The sequence below is a fragment of the Vibrio sp. 10N.222.55.B11 genome (genome assembly GCF_041473705.1).
Lineage (GTDB): Bacteria > Pseudomonadota > Gammaproteobacteria > Enterobacterales > Vibrionaceae > Vibrio > Vibrio crassostreae_C.
The window spans coordinates 283,750-299,639 of sequence record NZ_JBFRST010000004.1; the positions used below are offsets into that span (position 1 = coordinate 283,750).

18 protein-coding genes are annotated in these 15,890 nt (G+C 43.9%); 11 read left to right on the forward strand and 7 right to left on the reverse strand.

Annotation, left to right across the window (positions count from 1 at the left end):
- Positions 1-164: 164 nt before the first annotated feature.
- From cysZ to crr, 5 genes are all read left to right on the forward strand, one after another.
- Positions 165-923 carry a sulfate transporter CysZ gene (cysZ, locus tag AB4503_RS02410; RefSeq protein WP_029235129.1) on the forward strand — a complete coding sequence of 253 codons (759 nt, stop codon included), beginning with the start codon at positions 165-167 and terminating at the stop codon, positions 921-923.
- 237 nt (positions 924-1,160) lie between these two features.
- Positions 1,161-2,129, forward strand: a complete 969-nt coding sequence (gene cysK, locus AB4503_RS02415) for a cysteine synthase A (protein WP_017061934.1) — start codon at positions 1,161-1,163, stop codon at positions 2,127-2,129.
- Between the two features lie 302 nt (positions 2,130-2,431).
- Positions 2,432-2,689, forward strand: coding sequence for an HPr family phosphocarrier protein (locus AB4503_RS02420; protein WP_004734263.1), 258 nt, complete (start codon positions 2,432-2,434; stop codon positions 2,687-2,689).
- 136 nt (positions 2,690-2,825) lie between these two features.
- Positions 2,826-4,550, forward strand: coding sequence for a phosphoenolpyruvate-protein phosphotransferase PtsI (gene ptsI, locus AB4503_RS02425; RefSeq protein ID WP_048660880.1), 1,725 nt, complete (start codon positions 2,826-2,828; stop codon positions 4,548-4,550).
- 106 nt (positions 4,551-4,656) lie between these two features.
- Positions 4,657-5,166, forward strand: a complete 510-nt coding sequence (gene crr, locus AB4503_RS02430) for a PTS glucose transporter subunit IIA (protein WP_004737851.1) — start codon at positions 4,657-4,659, stop codon at positions 5,164-5,166.
- 485 nt (positions 5,167-5,651) lie between these two features.
- Here crr and AB4503_RS02435 read toward each other — a convergent pair whose 3' ends face one another.
- The 4 genes from AB4503_RS02435 to AB4503_RS02450 all read right to left on the reverse strand — a co-directional run bounded on the left by AB4503_RS02435 (position 5,652) and on the right by AB4503_RS02450 (position 9,788).
- Complete coding sequence (locus AB4503_RS02435) at positions 5,652-6,785, reverse strand: flagellin (RefSeq protein WP_372056246.1); 1,134 nt, start codon at positions 6,783-6,785, stop codon at positions 5,652-5,654.
- A 297-nt stretch (positions 6,786-7,082) separates the two neighbouring features.
- A complete protein-coding gene (locus AB4503_RS02440; RefSeq protein WP_372113532.1) occupies positions 7,083-8,216 on the reverse strand; it encodes a flagellin in 1,134 nt (377 codons plus the stop codon).
- 121 nt (positions 8,217-8,337) lie between these two features.
- Complete coding sequence (locus AB4503_RS02445; protein WP_137001211.1) at positions 8,338-9,261, reverse strand: Dyp-type peroxidase; 924 nt, start codon at positions 9,259-9,261, stop codon at positions 8,338-8,340.
- 65 nt (positions 9,262-9,326) lie between these two features.
- Positions 9,327-9,788, reverse strand: a complete 462-nt coding sequence (locus AB4503_RS02450) for a DUF2919 domain-containing protein (protein WP_017060696.1) — start codon at positions 9,786-9,788, stop codon at positions 9,327-9,329.
- 109 nt (positions 9,789-9,897) lie between these two features.
- Here AB4503_RS02450 and AB4503_RS02455 point away from each other — a divergent pair, with 109 nt between their 5' ends.
- Together AB4503_RS02455 and AB4503_RS02460 are read left to right on the forward strand one after the other, a co-directional pair.
- Positions 9,898-10,242 (forward strand): DUF2956 domain-containing protein, encoded by a 345-nt coding sequence (locus AB4503_RS02455; RefSeq protein WP_372113534.1) that lies wholly within the window; start codon positions 9,898-9,900, stop codon positions 10,240-10,242.
- 12 nt (positions 10,243-10,254) lie between these two features.
- Positions 10,255-10,587, forward strand: a complete 333-nt coding sequence (locus tag AB4503_RS02460) for a DUF4156 domain-containing protein (RefSeq protein ID WP_065585044.1) — start codon at positions 10,255-10,257, stop codon at positions 10,585-10,587.
- A gap of 91 nt (positions 10,588-10,678) precedes the next feature.
- On the opposite strand, the gene AB4503_RS02465 is transcribed toward AB4503_RS02460, so the two are convergent.
- Positions 10,679-10,966, reverse strand: a complete 288-nt coding sequence (locus tag AB4503_RS02465) for a helix-turn-helix domain-containing protein (RefSeq protein WP_004734273.1) — start codon at positions 10,964-10,966, stop codon at positions 10,679-10,681.
- Positions 10,967-11,171: 205 nt separating this feature from the next.
- Between AB4503_RS02465 and AB4503_RS02470 the strand changes: the two genes are divergently transcribed.
- From AB4503_RS02470 to AB4503_RS02485, 4 genes are all read left to right on the forward strand, one after another.
- A complete protein-coding gene (locus AB4503_RS02470; RefSeq protein ID WP_017060699.1) occupies positions 11,172-11,519 on the forward strand; it encodes an ArsC family reductase in 348 nt (115 codons plus the stop codon).
- A 98-nt stretch (positions 11,520-11,617) separates the two neighbouring features.
- Positions 11,618-12,754: a succinyl-diaminopimelate desuccinylase gene (gene dapE / locus AB4503_RS02475; RefSeq protein WP_017060700.1), complete on the forward strand. Its 1,137-nt coding sequence runs from the start codon at positions 11,618-11,620 to the stop codon at positions 12,752-12,754.
- A gap of 45 nt (positions 12,755-12,799) precedes the next feature.
- The gene (locus tag AB4503_RS02480) at positions 12,800-13,474 is read left to right on the forward strand and encodes a M15 family metallopeptidase (protein ID WP_017063385.1); all 675 of its coding nucleotides are present in this window, start codon (positions 12,800-12,802) and stop codon (positions 13,472-13,474) included.
- 8 nt (positions 13,475-13,482) lie between these two features.
- The gene (locus tag AB4503_RS02485; RefSeq protein ID WP_372113536.1) at positions 13,483-13,692 is read left to right on the forward strand and encodes a DUF2897 family protein; all 210 of its coding nucleotides are present in this window, start codon (positions 13,483-13,485) and stop codon (positions 13,690-13,692) included.
- Between the two features lie 161 nt (positions 13,693-13,853).
- On the opposite strand, the gene bamC is transcribed toward AB4503_RS02485, so the two are convergent.
- Together bamC and dapA are read right to left on the reverse strand one after the other, a co-directional pair.
- A complete protein-coding gene (bamC, locus tag AB4503_RS02490) occupies positions 13,854-14,900 on the reverse strand; it encodes an outer membrane protein assembly factor BamC (RefSeq protein ID WP_372113538.1) in 1,047 nt (348 codons plus the stop codon).
- Positions 14,901-14,948: 48 nt separating this feature from the next.
- Positions 14,949-15,827, reverse strand: a complete 879-nt coding sequence (gene dapA / locus AB4503_RS02495; protein WP_017060704.1) for a 4-hydroxy-tetrahydrodipicolinate synthase — start codon at positions 15,825-15,827, stop codon at positions 14,949-14,951.
- Between the last annotated feature and the right edge of the window lie 63 nt (positions 15,828-15,890).

Sequence of the window (15,890 nt, forward strand, 5' to 3'; positions counted from 1 at the left end):
GCTAATCTCACTACTCTATCAAAAGTAGCCACTGTTTTAGAACAACTTAATACAATTAGTTCCTTACATGGTGTGATTTTCACCACGCTTTTTTTCTTAATTTCGGTCGAGTACACTAGACATGTTTGCTATTTAACCAAATTCACATGTGACCTAATTTAAATATGACTATTGAATCTGTTCCCCGCTCCGGCTTTGGCTATTTTATTTTCGGAATAAAAATCGCTTTATCACCGAGCATTCGTAAGTTTGTACTAATGCCACTTATCGCGAACGTGTTACTCGTTGGTGGTGCCTTGTTTTATATCTTCTCCAACCTAAACACTTGGATTGAAGGTTGGATTGGTGCATTGCCAAGTTTCTTGTCGTGGTTGTCATACATTTTATGGCCATTACTTGTGTTAACCGTCTTGGCCACATTCTCATATTTCTTTAGCACGCTCGCTAACTTCATTGCCGCACCGTTCAACGGTTTACTCGCGGAAAAAGTTGAAGAGTTGTTGAGCGGTAAAAAAGTTAATGACGATGGTTTACTTGATGTCCTCAAAGATACCCCACGTATATTAGCGAGAGAATGGCGCAAGCTTGTCTACATTCTGCCAAAAGCGATCGGTTTATTCCTACTTTTGTTAATTCCAGCACTAGGGCAAACCGTTGCTCCGTTTTTATGGTTCATTTTCACAGCATGGATGTTAGCGATTCAATACGCCGACTACCCGTTCGATAACCATAAAATCAAATTTGATGACATGAGAAACAATTTGAAACAAAAACAAGGCAAGAGCTACAGCTTTGGCGCGCTTGTTTCTGTGTTCACCACAATTCCAATTCTAAACCTGATCGTAATGCCCGTTGCCGTTTGCGGCGCGACGGCAATGTGGGTTGCTGAGTTTAAAGACCAAGCTCTGCGTTCTCGTCTATAATTCTCGTCTATTACCCCGCCTATACTTCCTAGTTTCGCCTATCTTTTTGAAGTTCTGATTTCAATAAAGATAGGCGTGAATTCTGCTACATATCTATATGATATAACTTTTTAATCCTTTTACCTTTTTTTCAACTTGTTTAATCTAAATTCAAGCTGAATAAACATCGTAAGACACTAGACGGTAAAGTGATTGATATACTACGTTTAGTTCTGTCATTAAATGAAGGAATATCGCATGAGCAAGATCTACGAAGACAACACCCTAACGATTGGTAACACACCTCTAGTCCGCCTTAACAAAGTAAGCAAAGGTAACGTCCTAGCTAAGATCGAAGCTCGTAACCCAAGCTTCAGTGTTAAGTGCCGTATCGGTTCTAATATGATCTGGGAAGCAGAAAAAGCAGGTACGCTTAAGCCAGGTATCGAGCTTGTTGAACCTACCAGTGGTAACACAGGTGTTGCACTTGCATTCGTAGCAGCAGCACGCGGTTACAAACTAACGCTAACTATGCCTGAATCAATGAGCCTAGAACGTCGTAAGCTGCTTAAAGCGCTTGGCGCAAACCTTGTGCTAACTGAAGCACCAAAAGGCATGAACGGCGCGATTGCTAAAGCAGAAGAGATTGTTGCTTCAGACCCAGACAAATACCTACTACTTCAACAGTTCAACAACCCTGCTAACCCACAGATTCACGAGCAGACGACTGGTCCTGAAATTTGGGAAGCAACAGACGGCGAAATCGACGTGTTTGTAGCGGGTGTTGGTACGGGCGGTACTATCACTGGTACGAGTCGTTACATTAAAGGTGAAAAAGGCAAAGCGATTACTTCAGTCGCGGTTGAGCCGGCTGAGTCTCCAGTGATTGCACAGGCACTTGCAGGTGAAGAAATCAAACCAGCTCCACACAAAATTCAAGGTATCGGTGCAGGTTTCATCCCTGGAAACCTAGATTTAGAGATTATTGACCGTGTTGAATCGGTAACTTCTGAAGAAGCGATTGAGATGGCTCAACGCCTAATGAAAGAAGAAGGTATTCTTGCAGGCATCTCATCTGGCGCGGCAGTTGTAGCAGCAAATAGAATCGCCGAACTACCTGAATTTGCAGGAAAAACTATCGTTACTGTACTACCAAGCTCTGGTGAGCGTTACCTAAGCACAGCCCTATTTGCTGGCATCTTTACGGAAAAAGAGAACCAACAATAATATGTGGTCAAATCAATTTTTCGTCCAAAAAAGCCCCGTTTAGGGGCTTTTTTGTTGATCCCTGCCCCACCTTTGGTAATATCAGGTCTGTTTTATTTTTCGCTTCAAAATAAAAGAAGCAATAAACAAATTCTGAAAGTCATGAGTACTCAGCAAAAGACGACCATGGCTGGATAAAAATTTATAACCAGTCTAAGTTCTAACACGAACATGGCGTACTAGCCTCTAGCGCATTTGGGCTAAAGCAGTTAAGCTAATCTGGTTACAAACTTACAAAAAATAAATTAATTGGGGTATATAAAATGTACGAGAAGCAAGTAGAAATCACAGCAGAAAACGGTCTTCACACTCGTCCAGCTGCACAGTTCGTTAAAGAAGCAAAATCTTTCGACGCTGACATCACAGTGACTTCTAACGGCAAAAGCGCTAGCGCGAAAAGCCTGTTCAAACTACAAACTTTAGGCCTAGTAAAAGGTACTAACGTTACTATTTCAGCTGAAGGTCCTCAAGCTCAGCAAGCAGTAGACCACCTAGTTGCTCTTATGGATCAACTACACTAATACGGTCTCCTTCTTTCAAAGCCATTTTGCATAGCAAAGTGGCTTTGTTCGAAATAGATAGGAATAAGCGCGACATTAGTCGACGACTTAAAGTCACACACTCTCCCGTTTACAGTTGAACAACTAAGGTAAGGCTATGATTTCAGGCATCCTAGCATCTCCTGGTATTGCTTTCGGTAAAGCACTACTACTTCAAGAAGATGAAATTGTCCTAAACACTCAATCTATCTCTGACGACCAAGTTGAAGCAGAAGTACAGCGTTTCTTTGACGCTCGTAACAAATCTTCTCAACAACTTGAAGTTGTTAAGCAAAAAGCACTTGAAACTTTTGGCGAAGAAAAAGAAGCAATCTTTGAAGGCCACATCATGCTGCTTGAAGATGAAGAGCTAGAAGAAGAGATTTTAGCACTCATCAAGAAAGACAAGATGCACGCAGACAACGCGATCCACACTGTGATCGAAGAGCAAGCTGTTGCACTAGAGTCTCTTGATGATGAGTACCTAAAAGAACGTGCAACTGATATCCGTGATATCGGTACTCGTTTCGTTAAAAATGCTCTAGGCATCAACATTGTATCTCTAGCAGATATCAATGAAGAAGTTATCCTAGTAGCTTACGACCTAACGCCATCTGAAACTGCACAAATCAACCTAGACTACGTTCTTGGTTTCGCTTGTGACATCGGCGGTCGTACATCTCATACTTCAATCATGGCACGTTCTCTTGAGCTTCCAGCTATCGTTGGTACTAACGATATCACTAAGCAAGTTAAGAACGGCGACATGCTTGTGCTAGACGCGATGAACAACAAGATCATCATCAACCCTTCTGAAGCTGAACTAGCAGAAGCTAAGAAAATCAAAGCAGATTTCGAAGCAGAAGCGGCTGAACTAGCAAAACTAAAAGATTTACACGCTGAAACTCTAGACGGTCACCGTGTAGAAGTTTGTGGCAACATCGGTACAGTAAAAGACTGTGACGGTATCCTGCGTAACGGCGGTGAAGGCGTTGGTCTGTACCGTACTGAATTCCTATTTATGGACCGTGACGCGCTTCCTACTGAAGAAGAGCAATACGTTGCTTACAAAGAAGTAGCAGAAGCAATGGAAGGCGAGTCAGTGATTATCCGTACTATGGATATCGGTGGCGACAAAGACCTACCATACATGGACCTTCCACAAGAGATGAACCCGTTCCTAGGCTGGCGTGCAGTACGTATCAGCTTGGATCGTCGTGAAATCCTACGTGACCAACTACGTGGCATCTTACGTGCATCTGCACACGGTAAACTACGTATCATGTTCCCAATGATCATTTCTGTTGAAGAGATCCGTGAACTGAAAAAAGCAATCGAAGAGTACAAAGTTGAACTTCGCGCTGAAGGCCTAGCTTTCGATGAAGAAATCGAAATCGGCGTAATGGTTGAGACTCCAGCAGCTGCTGCAATCGCACACCACCTAGCGAAAGAAGTATCTTTCTTCTCTATCGGTACTAACGACCTAACGCAATACACTCTTGCGGTAGACCGTGGTAACGAAATGATTTCTCACCTATACAACCCACTATCTCCTGCTGTTCTTACAGTAATCAAGCAAGTGATCGACGCATCACACGCTGAAGGTAAGTGGACTGGTATGTGTGGTGAGCTTGCTGGTGATGAGCGTGCAACGCTACTTCTTCTTGGTATGGGTCTAGATGAGTTCTCTATGAGCGGTATCTCTATCCCTAAAGTTAAGAAAGTAATCCGTAACTCTAACTTCGCTGAAGTTAAAGCTATGGCTGACGAAGCACTATCTCTACCAACAGCTGCTGAAATTGAAGCTTGCGTAGAAAAGTTCATCGCTGAGAAAACTCAGTAATCGCCAATCGCTTAATAACGTTAGACGGCTAAAAATAGTCGTCTAATTTGTTAGATTGGTATAGTATATTCTACAGAATAAAACTAAACGTTAGGAGCATGACACAATGGGTCTGTTTGACAAACTGAAAAAGCTTGTATCTGATGACAGCGCTGATGCTGGTGCAATCGAAATCATCGCACCTCTTTCTGGTGAAATCGTAAACATCGAAGATGTGCCAGATGTAGTTTTCGCTGAAAAAATCGTTGGTGACGGCATCGCGATCAAACCAGCTGGCGACAAAATGGTAGCTCCAGTTAACGGTACTATCGGTAAGATCTTCGAAACTAACCACGCATTCTCTATCGAGTCTGACGACGGTGTTGAGCTTTTCGTTCACTTCGGTATCGATACTGTTGAACTTAAAGGCGAAGGCTTCACTCGTGTAGCTGAAGAAGGTCAATCTGTTAAAGCTGGTGACACTATCATCACTTTCGACCTAGCGCTTCTAGAAGAGAAAGCAAAATCTACGCTTACTCCAGTTGTTATCTCTAACATGGACGAAATCAAAGAGCTGAACAAGCTTTCTGGTTCTGTAACTGTTGGCGAAACTCCAGTTCTTAAAGTAACTAAGTAATCTCGATTACTTATCTGCTTTAATTAAAACGCTACCTAAGGGTGGCGTTTTTTGTGCCTGCTATATAGTTCTAATGCCAGATTACCAGCCGCTTTGGCCTTATACCTAACAACTACAAATCCCCTTCTTCTTTGGGCCTCTCACGAACAGAGATCCCTGACATCTCGCTAGGTTCGATTCTGCGATGACGATTAAACACTATGGTTTAAGCCTGAGTGATTGTTACTCAAACCGACCTCTTCTATACAGTTAGCTATAGAGTCACCAATACCCAACTCCCGTCATTCCCTACAGTGAGGCACGAACGTGATAGGGAATCTCGCTTTCCAATCAACTACCAACACCACAACTCCCCTCTCTTCTCCAAATTTCAGGCAATAAAAAACCCAGCCGAAGCTGGGTCTGTTTAGCGCTCATCTCTCACCACGAGCTAATTTGTGGAAGCCTAACGTCAACACTATTGGTCAACGTGGCTTTTCAATCGATTAACCTAGTAGGCTAAGTGCCGAGTTCGGTGCTTGCTTCGCTTGAGCAAGAATCGAGCTTGAAGCTTGAGAAAGGATCTGAGACTTAGTCATCTGAGTCGTTTCTTTCGCGAAGTCGGTATCTTTAATACGGCTCTTAGATGCATTAACGTTCTCGTTAATGTTGTCTAAGTTGCTGATAGCGTGGTCAAAACGGTTTTGGAAAGCACCTAACTCCGCACGGTGGCTGTCTACGTACTTAAGTGCTGCATCGATTACTGCTACAGACTCTTGTGCGCCGCCAACAGACGTTACGTCGATAGTATCAACGGTTACGTCTTTACCCGCTTGAATGCCTAGCTCACCAGCAAGACCACCAGAGAAAGACACGTCGCCGCTCACTTTGTTGTTACCAGTGAACATTTGTAGCTTGCCGTCTTCAGTCACAGACGCTTTAACAGAATCTTGCTGACCGTTGATATAAGTCGCTAGCTCTTCGATGTCGTCACCCGCTTTTGCGCTGATGTCGATTTCTTGTGCTTGACCAAAGTTGTCAGTGAACGACAATTTTAGGTCGTTAGAGCCCGCTTGTACGTTCCAGTCTTTGTCTTTAGCGTTCTCAGTTTGGTAGCTCTTACCACCCATCTGAGCGTTATCAGAGCGCATGTCTTTCAGTTGAAGCATTACCGCTTCACCGTTATCCGCACCGATTTGGAATGATTTAGTACCGTGAGTACCGTTAAGTAGCTTGTTACCACCAAAAGACGTCGTTTCCGCGATACGGTTCAGTTCGTCGTTCAGTGCTGTTACTTCTTCTTGAATCGCTACACGCTCAGATTTTGAGTTTGAGCCGTTTGAAGATTGTAGAGACAAATCACGCATACGTTGCAGGATGTTAGTCGTCTCGTTCATTGCACCTTCAGCAGTTTGTGCAATTGAGATACCGTCGTTCGCGTTACGTACAGCAACATCAAGGCCACGACTTTGAACGTTCAAACGGTTCGAGATTTGTAGGCCAGCAGCGTCATCTTTTGCGCTGTTGATTTTTGAGCCTGAAGCTAGACGCTCCATTGATGTTTGTTGTGCGCTGTTTGCGTTGTTTAGGTAACGTTGCGCTGTCATCGCTGAAACGTTTGTATTTACATTCACTGCCATGGTGACTTCTCCAATTGATTTTCCGGTATAGCGGTTTCCGACGTCTCGGAAAACCAAGTAGTTATCTCTAAGTTACTTTTAATAACGGCGTGATTGGCGAAACCTTTAGGAAAAAAACAACAAATTTAAAGAAATAGCGGTAAAACAGAAGAAAGCGTGACTGGTCGTAAAATTATCGAAAAAAGATGAGAAAATCGCTAAAGTTGCCGGGAAGTCAGTCGAGTGAGAAATTGTATTTTTATTCGCCAAAAAGCACCGGCCAAGCTGAAATGCTTTTATAAGATTGTAGGTAATTCATTAACCTAATAACGTTAAAGCTAGATTCGGCGCTTGCTTGGCTTGAGCGAGTATCGTTGTGCTCACTTGCTGCAGTATTTGTTGCTTGAGCATTTGAGTGGTTTCTTTGGCGTAGTCGGTATCTTTGATTCGACTGTTTGATGTCGCCAAATTCTCATGAACGTTTTCAAGATTGTTAATGGCATGATCAAAGCGGTTTTGCATTGCCCCTAATTCAGAGCGATGGCTATCGACATACTTCATCGCCGTATCCAAAATAGAGACGGCGCGCTGAGCACCACCCACATCCGTTACATTGATGTCATTAACTGACTCGTAATAGCCCGCTGACATCGAAAGCTCACTGGCTAATGAACCTGAAAAAGAGATGGTACCCGCGGTATCTTCACCTGACATATAAATCTGAAGTTGTCCGTCATCATTAACAGAAGCCGATAAGAGATCCGTTTGACCATTAATGTAAGTCGCCAACTCTTCGATATCATCGCCCGCTTTCGCGTTGATGCTGATCTCTTGTGGCTGACCAAAACGATCGGTAAACGACATCGTCATATCATTCTGGTTTGATTTCACTTCCCATGAATCACTGGCCATGCCATTAGCAACGTAGCTAAAGCCGCCCATGTTGATGTCATCAGTACGCATGCTTTTCAAACCAATCTGCACAGCTTCGCCCGAACTGCCGCCGATTTGAAACGAGGTGTGCCCAAAACTGCCGTTAAGGAGTTTTTTACCACCGAATGAAGTGGTTTCGGCAATTCGATTCAGCTCGTCATTTAACGCGGTGACTTCTTCTTGAATAGCGATTCGTTCCGATGAACTATTCGAGCCGTTACTCGCTTGTAGGGATAAGTCTCGCATGCGCTGCATGATATTAGTGGTTTCATTCATCGCCCCTTCTGCAGTCTGCATAATGGAGATACCGTCGTTAGCATTTCGAACAGCAACATCAATGCCACTCATCTGTGCTTCTAATCGATTTGAGATCTGTAAGCCAGCCGCATCGTCTTTTGCACTATTAATACGGCTCCCTGAAGCTAAGCGCTCCAAAGATTGGTTCAGCATGTTATTAGCGTTAGAGAGGTTTCTCTGAGCTACTAACGCCGAGACATTCGTATTGACAGTTATAGCCATAGACCTTCGCTTACAAAAAGAGGAATAAAACTCACGATTGCTCTTATATCGACCAATTCATATAAAGCTTTAATAAAAAAGGAGCCCTGAGGCTCCCTTTGTTTATTCTTTTTGAGACGACTTACTTAATCGTTAATGCACTCAACATCTCAGTTGAAGGAGCAAAGTAATACGCGCCAGTCACCGCTTTAGTAAAGCGAAGCAGTTGGTCTGTTTTGCCATCAGTTACGCCGTACATGCTCTCTAACATCGCATCGAAGTTATGACGAACGTTACAGTAAGCAATGAACAATAAGCCGTGGTCGCCCGTAGCAGTACCGTAAGGTAGACTGTGGCGAACAATCTTAAGCCCCTTGCCTTCTTCTTTGATATCCACACGGCCAACGTGAGACGCCGCAGGAACATCATCTAACTCAATTGAATCAGGTTTAGTTCGGCCAATCACTTTCTCTTGTGCCGATACATTCAAACGATTCCAAGCTGGCAGGTTATGCACAAAACGCTGCACCATTACATAACTACCACCAGCGAATTCACCCTCAGGCACAATAGCGACTTCAGCACGTTGTGCGTCTTTCGGGTTTTCAGTGCCATCAACAAAGTCTGTCATGTCACGAGAGTCTAGGAAGCGATAACCATAAGTTTCATCAACCACTTCAACATCAGCTGCTACTTCAGATAGCAATTTACGCAAGATAAAGAAGTGCAGATCATGTCGGTTTGAATGACAGTGAATCAGAACGTCAGACAGTGTGCTCGGTGCTGTGATATCACCTTCACCCAGCACAGGGAAGTCGATCAAATCAGCGGGCGCTGCTTGCTCGAACCTATCCCAAAAAGCTTTTGAGAACGCAACCGATGCCGTTAAGTTCGCATCAGGCTGAGTTTGGTTTAGTTCGTCGATTAGAGTCGGAAGCTTTTGAATTTCTGCTAGTACATTAGCAGTATTAGCGTTCACTTTAAGTTGAACGTAAAGCGCGAAAGGCCCAGCTTCAGGCAAAATAGCACTTTGAACGTTAGGCTGCTCATTTGAAACATTAAGCATAGATTATTCCTTCCAGTTTTAGCTTCTAAGTATAATTGTGAATGGGACAAATGTTTTGATGAGAATCAGTCTTCGAGCTCAACCACTTTAAAGCAATCCCTTGCAGCATGGCTATTGGTTAGATAAAGCGCTAACCACAGCAGCAACAATAGGGTGATGCCATTTGACCAACGGAACCATCCGTTATCCAAATAGATTAAATAAATCGTATGGGAGCCCTGTGCCAAGATAGCCATCATGGTAACCCAACGTCCCCATGACACGACTTTGTTAAGGCGCTTTCTATCTGGCGATCTTAGCCCAAATAACCACATCAGCAGCAAACTAGGCACACTCAACGCGATCCCGACATAAAACATCTGATGGTCTGGGTAGATTATCTCAAGAATATCGGTTCCCGATTCTCGGCTTGCGCCTGCAACAATGAAAACGACCAAGGCTTTCGCAAGAAACAACCAACCTAGCCAGAGCAAGATTGGAGCTTTCAAAAAGCCGTGCTTGTCGTATTGTTCTATGGAGTACCGCACAAATCTCACTTTCACTTATTTTCAAACCAACACTTTAACGCAAATCATTCATACTTAACTAGCTTTGCGTTATCTTAGTAGCCAATCCGTTTTAATTGTCGAACTCAGTATGAAAAACAAAACTAATACGCCCTCTGTTGAATCTCAACAGGAAGCACTGAAGATAGCCAAAGCGACTCAAAAGCCAGCTCAAACCAAAGAACAAACTAAACTGATTGCTCAGGGTATCGAGAAAGGCATCGCACTGTACAAGAAACAGCAAAAAGAACGCAGCCGCCAAGCCGATAAAGCGAAGAAGCGCGTACAGAAAGAAAAACAGACTCAACAAGCTAATCAACACCAAGAAGACACGATCGAAACAAGTGTTGAAACAACATCAAATCACGCCAGTAAATTGCCGTGGTTATTATTGTTCGCTAGCTGGATAGGCTTCGCGATTTATTTGATGAAATAACAGGATAAGCGTATGAAAAAGGAATTAATCGCTTTGGCTATGAGTAGCGTGTTACTCGGTTGCACGACACCGACATCAACGCCTCATAGCGAAGCTGCCAACGTGCAAATGGATTACCATGGCGTGATTAATATCGATAAATGTCAGTATAAAGGGGAAGTCACAGGCAGCGAAGGCCATTGGTACAACTACCTGTTTTACCCAAATGACACATTGATTCAAGGCGCCATGAATCAACTCAAGTCGAATACGATTGAGCTAGGCGCAGATACCGTGATATTCACACTTCCCCAAGATTTTTCCACATCCGTGACTATGCTGGGAACTGCCTATCTGTGTAAGTAAATAGAAACGTAATGGGGTAGCTCACAACTCATATTAGCGAGATGCTCCCTACTATTTCTATTCTAAAAAAAGAAAGCCAGCTTTCGCTGGCTTATGCACTAAATCCAAGGCTTGTTGCTATATCGCCTTTACGCTGGATAACCCATTGACTGTCAAATGGCCCCCAGTCGGATAACTGGTAATAGCCATCATTATGACGTCGCCCATCTTGAACAAACATAAGTTCGATACCGATCCCCGGTAACGCCTTGAGTACATCTTGAATAGTACGACGAGGCCACCCCGTTTTTTCGATGAGTTTAGGCACATTTGGCCTATCAAGGCTTTCCACTAACAATGCTAAATATAGCCGCCTTGCAAAAACAGGACTCAACTCCATTGACACCTCCTATATATGTGCAGCTCAATTATTTCTTTTTTCGCTGACAACATGTTGAGGCTGATCAATAAGTCTCCAATAGTGACATTTTCTTACGCTTTTTTTTCACTCTATGAAATATTCATCACTCTATTTTGTCTGAGTTGCTGCTTCCTGATAGGATTCAACTCATAACAATGAAATAAAATCACTCAAAGGAAGAATAATGACTATCACCATGTTTGGTATCCCAAATTGCGACACCATTAAAAAAGCAAAGAAATGGCTCGAAGCTGAAGGTATCGAGTTCGAATTTCACGATTATCGCAAACAAGGCATCACAGAAGAGCTAGTAACAAGCTTCTGCTCTGAGCTAGGTTGGGAGCTTGTGCTAAACAAACGTGGTACGACTTATCGCCAACTTTCTCAAGAACAGAAAGACACCCTAACAGAAGAAAAAGCGGTGACTTTGCTAGTTGAACAACCTGCCATGATCAAGCGCCCAATCTTAAAAGTTGAAGGTAAGCTTCACATCGGATTTAAAGCCGACCAATACGCGGCTATTTTTGCTTAGATCGTTGTATTTACATAGACAGACAACTGGACGTTGATCATTGAATCAGCTTCTAAAAATTAATGACTAGACGTTTTATTTAAACAAGGAATTCAAGGATGACAGATAGCCCAACTTTGGCTCTGGCAAAAGACCTAATCAGCCGTCAATCGGTAACACCAGAAGATGCAGGCTGCCAAGACCTGATGATTGAACGCTTAAAAGCACTCGGTTTTGAAATCGAAGTGATGGTATTTGAAGATACGACCAACTTCTGGGCTCGTCGTGGTACTGAAGCGCCTCTGTTTGCTTTTGCTGGTCACACTGATGTGGTACCTGCAGGCCCAATCGAACAGTGGAACACTAAACCATTCGAACCGACTATCGTAGACGGTTTCCTACATGGCCGTGGCGCTGCTGATATGAAAGGCTCTCTGGCTTCAATGATTGTTGCCGTCGAGCAGTTCATTGCCAAACACCCAGACCACACAGGCTCAATTGGTTTCCTGATCACTTCAGATGAGGAAGGTCCTTTCATCAACGGTACTGTACGTGTTGTTGAAGCATTAATGGCGCGCGGTGAAAACATCGATATGTGTATCGTTGGTGAACCATCGAGCACTGAGTTCGTGGGTGATGTCGTGAAGAACGGCCGTCGTGGCTCTATCACTGGCGACCTAACGATTAAAGGCACACAAGGTCATGTTGCCTACCCTCACCTAGCAAACAACCCAGTACACAGCTCTCTGCTTGCTATTAATGAGCTAGCAACAACTGAGTGGGATAAAGGTAATGATTACTTCCCGCCAACCAGTTTCCAAATTCCAAATGTGAGTGCGGGTACTGGTGCTTCAAACGTGATCCCTGGTGAGTTTAATGTTCAGTTTAACCTACGCTTTAGTACAGAGTTAAGCAACGACATCATCGTTGAGCGCATCACAACGACACTCGACAAGTATGATTTCGAATACGACTTAAGATGGACATTCAATGGCGACCCGTTCTTAACAGACGCAGGTTCACTGCTTGATGCTATTGTTGATGCAGTGGGTCACGTCAATGATGTGAAACCAGCACTGCTAACGACTGGCGGTACATCTGATGGTCGCTTTATTGCACGTATGGGCGGACAAGTGGTTGAACTAGGCCCTGTGAATGCAACGATTCACAAGGTTAACGAATGCGTGAAGGTAGCCGATTTAGAAAAGCTAACTGACATGTACGAAAGAACATTAGTGAACCTATTCGCTAAATAGTCTTTCATCAGCGATTCATAGCATCCAATTATTGAGAGACTCGTTATGACACCAGAGCAGCTTACCGGACAATCAGATTCTCATCTAGAGCCTAGCCTGATCGGCACCAAGACCTTCTTGGTCCACAGTGAGGTTAAGAATGACCTGAATAATTTGATTGAAGCTGCTCAGCTCGCTGGTTTTAAAATGGAGATTGCCAGCGGCTTTCGCGACTATGAAAGGCAATCTCTGATTTGGAACCGTAAGTTTTCTGGCGAAGCTCCGATATTAGATTCAGAAAGCCAACCTCTTGATGCTTCAAAACTGACCGAACAACAAAAGCTATCGGCTATCCTGAGATGGTCTGCGCTTCCCGGCGCGAGTCGTCATCATTGGGGTTGTGACTTCGATGTCTTTGCTCGTAACCACTTACCTGAAGGCATACATCTGCAATTAGAACCATGGGAATACCTTACTGGCCACCAGCAATCGTTTTACCAATGGCTATCAGTTCATGCTGCACAATTTGGTTTCTTCTTTCCTTACAGCCAAGATTTGGGTGGCGTGGCGATCGAACCATGGCATATCAGCCATCGCAAAGTATCGGAGTCGTGTTTATCACAGTTATCTCCGACTTTACTTGGCAAGCAACTCCAATCTAAGCCAGTATTAGGGTATGAGATTATTATGGAGCAGCTAGACGAGATCTATGCACGCTTCGTAGCGAATATCAGTCATTAGGAGCGCTTATGTTGGAGTGGCTTACAAACCCTTGGGTTATCATCATCATCGTAGTTAGCGTTGTTGTGGGTAACATCGCAGCGCTCAAACAGACAGCCAATATGGATCTGACGGGGCGTGGTAAAACTGAGCGAGATTTAGATAAGCTCAATCGCTCGGATAAACTTAACCAAGGGAAAGCTGAAAAAGAAGAATCCAAAGACAATAAAGACGCATAGCCTTTTGCTTTGGCTAATCAGCTTGATTGACCAATTTTGATTGACCAATGTAGCCTGATGACAACGAATACAATAAAAAAGAGGACACAGTGTGTCCTCTTTTTTATTTGCTTTTGCTAATCACAAGGCTGATTTAACTCAGCTTGTGACGGCTTGAATGACTACTCAGCTTTCGCTTCTTTGTCATCTTTGGTTTGGTCAGCAATATGCGCTAATACCGGAACCATAGACTTAAGCAGCTCTTCTTCTACTGGCTTACCTGATGCATCCGTTACGTTGATTGACGTACGGTTGCCAAGGTCACCAAATAGGAAGTTGTAAGTGCCTGGCGCTAAGTCGATAGGCTGTAGGCCAATTTCTTCCCAGAACTCATCATCTGGTGCTGCGTACTTCGCCTTCACCGTACCCTGAGATTGATTGCGTTCTTCAAGCTCAAAGCCCATTTCAGGCAACAAGTTAGGCAGACGCTGCCAGAATACATTGTATGGCGTACGAGCAATAATCACAGGGAAACCACTACGGTCAGCACCCATTGAAATTGGAATACGCTTCACCAACTCTTGCGCTTTCAGCGCCGCTTCAGCACGAAGGTTTTCATCGTACTTAGCCATAACTAGGTTGGTCAGGAACGCGTTGTAACGCTCTTTATTGGTTGCCGTTACTGTTTTCTCTTCAGTACCTTCACGCCAATCAATCAGATTAATCTTGAAGCCATGACGGTTGTTTGCTTGGAAGCGAGAGATAGAGTAACGACTACCAATCTCTACGTCTTCATCTTCAGAAACCCAAGTTACCCAATCGGTCTCAATCTCATTCTCTGATTGCTCACGAATACCAATACCACGTTGAGCCAGCATATCTGCAGCCGTTTGCCACACGCGGTCTGCCTCTTCTGCGCGAAGAAGCCATAGTGTCACTTCACCGTTTTGACGCTCAGCACGAGCACCCGGGATCAGTTCAAGAACCTGTTGCGGTGGACGAATATCCACTTCACGACCAGTACCACCACTGAATTCACCGCTTGGGATGTCAAAATTTGGGTAGAACTGAGGCTGAGCATCTACAGGCAATTGCCATTGTGAAAACTCAGGTGTTTCTAAGTATTCGAAATCATCTTTGGCTTGGCGACGTTGAGTCGGGTTGCCAGAACATGCTGTAAGAACGAAAACAGCCAGTGACCCAATCACTAGCTGGTGAGAATACTTCATTTATACTCCTAAATGCCGAAGGTTCGCTTCGGCATCACTTCATACGTTTTAGTAAATGCACGCTTCAGTCATTGCTTGAGCAACAACAGGTTGAGCTGGCTCTGACAGTTCAGTCAGCGGTAGACGTAAGCCACCTTCAGCAATCAGACCCATTTTATGAACCGCCCATTTTACGGGAATAGGGTTAGACTCAACGAACAAATTCTTATGTAGAGGCATCAAACGCTCATTGATCGCTTCCGCTTCTTCAAACTTACCTTCTTTTGCTAGCTTGAACATGGTTGCCATATCAGCGGCTGCAACATTGTTCGTTACAGAGATCACGCCATCGCCACCACGCTTAACAAATTCTAGGCCTGTTAAGTCATCACCACTTAGTAAGATAAAGTCTTCGCCACAAAGTTCACGGTGAATTGCAATTCTGTCGAGATCACCCGTCGCATCTTTCAGTGCAACGATGTTTTCGATCTCAGCAAGACGAGCAACCGTTTCTGGCAACAAGTCTACCGCAGTACGACCTGGAACATTGTATAGAATTTGTGGAACGTCACTGACTTCAGCAATCGCTTTGTAGTGTTGGTACAAACCTTCTTGAGTCGGTTTGTTGTAGTAAGGCGTTACGCTCAGGCAACCAGCAATACCAGAACCATTCAACAAACGGCTGAATAGAACAGATTCATGAGTTGCATTTGCACCTGTACCAGCGATAACGGGAATACGACCATCAGCAAATTCAACGATCTTGTTGACGACTTTGACATGCTCTTCAATAGTGAGTGTTGAAGACTCACCTGTTGTGCCAACCGCAACCAGACCATCACTACCTGCAGCAATATGGTGCTCAACTAACTTTTTAAGGCTGTCGAAATCCACTTCACCATCTGTATTAAATGGCGTAACTAGCGCAACGATACTTCCTGAAAACATGTCTATCTCCCTTAATTTATTCTTTTTGCATGTTACTGTAAGCCAATCAATAAACACAAGACA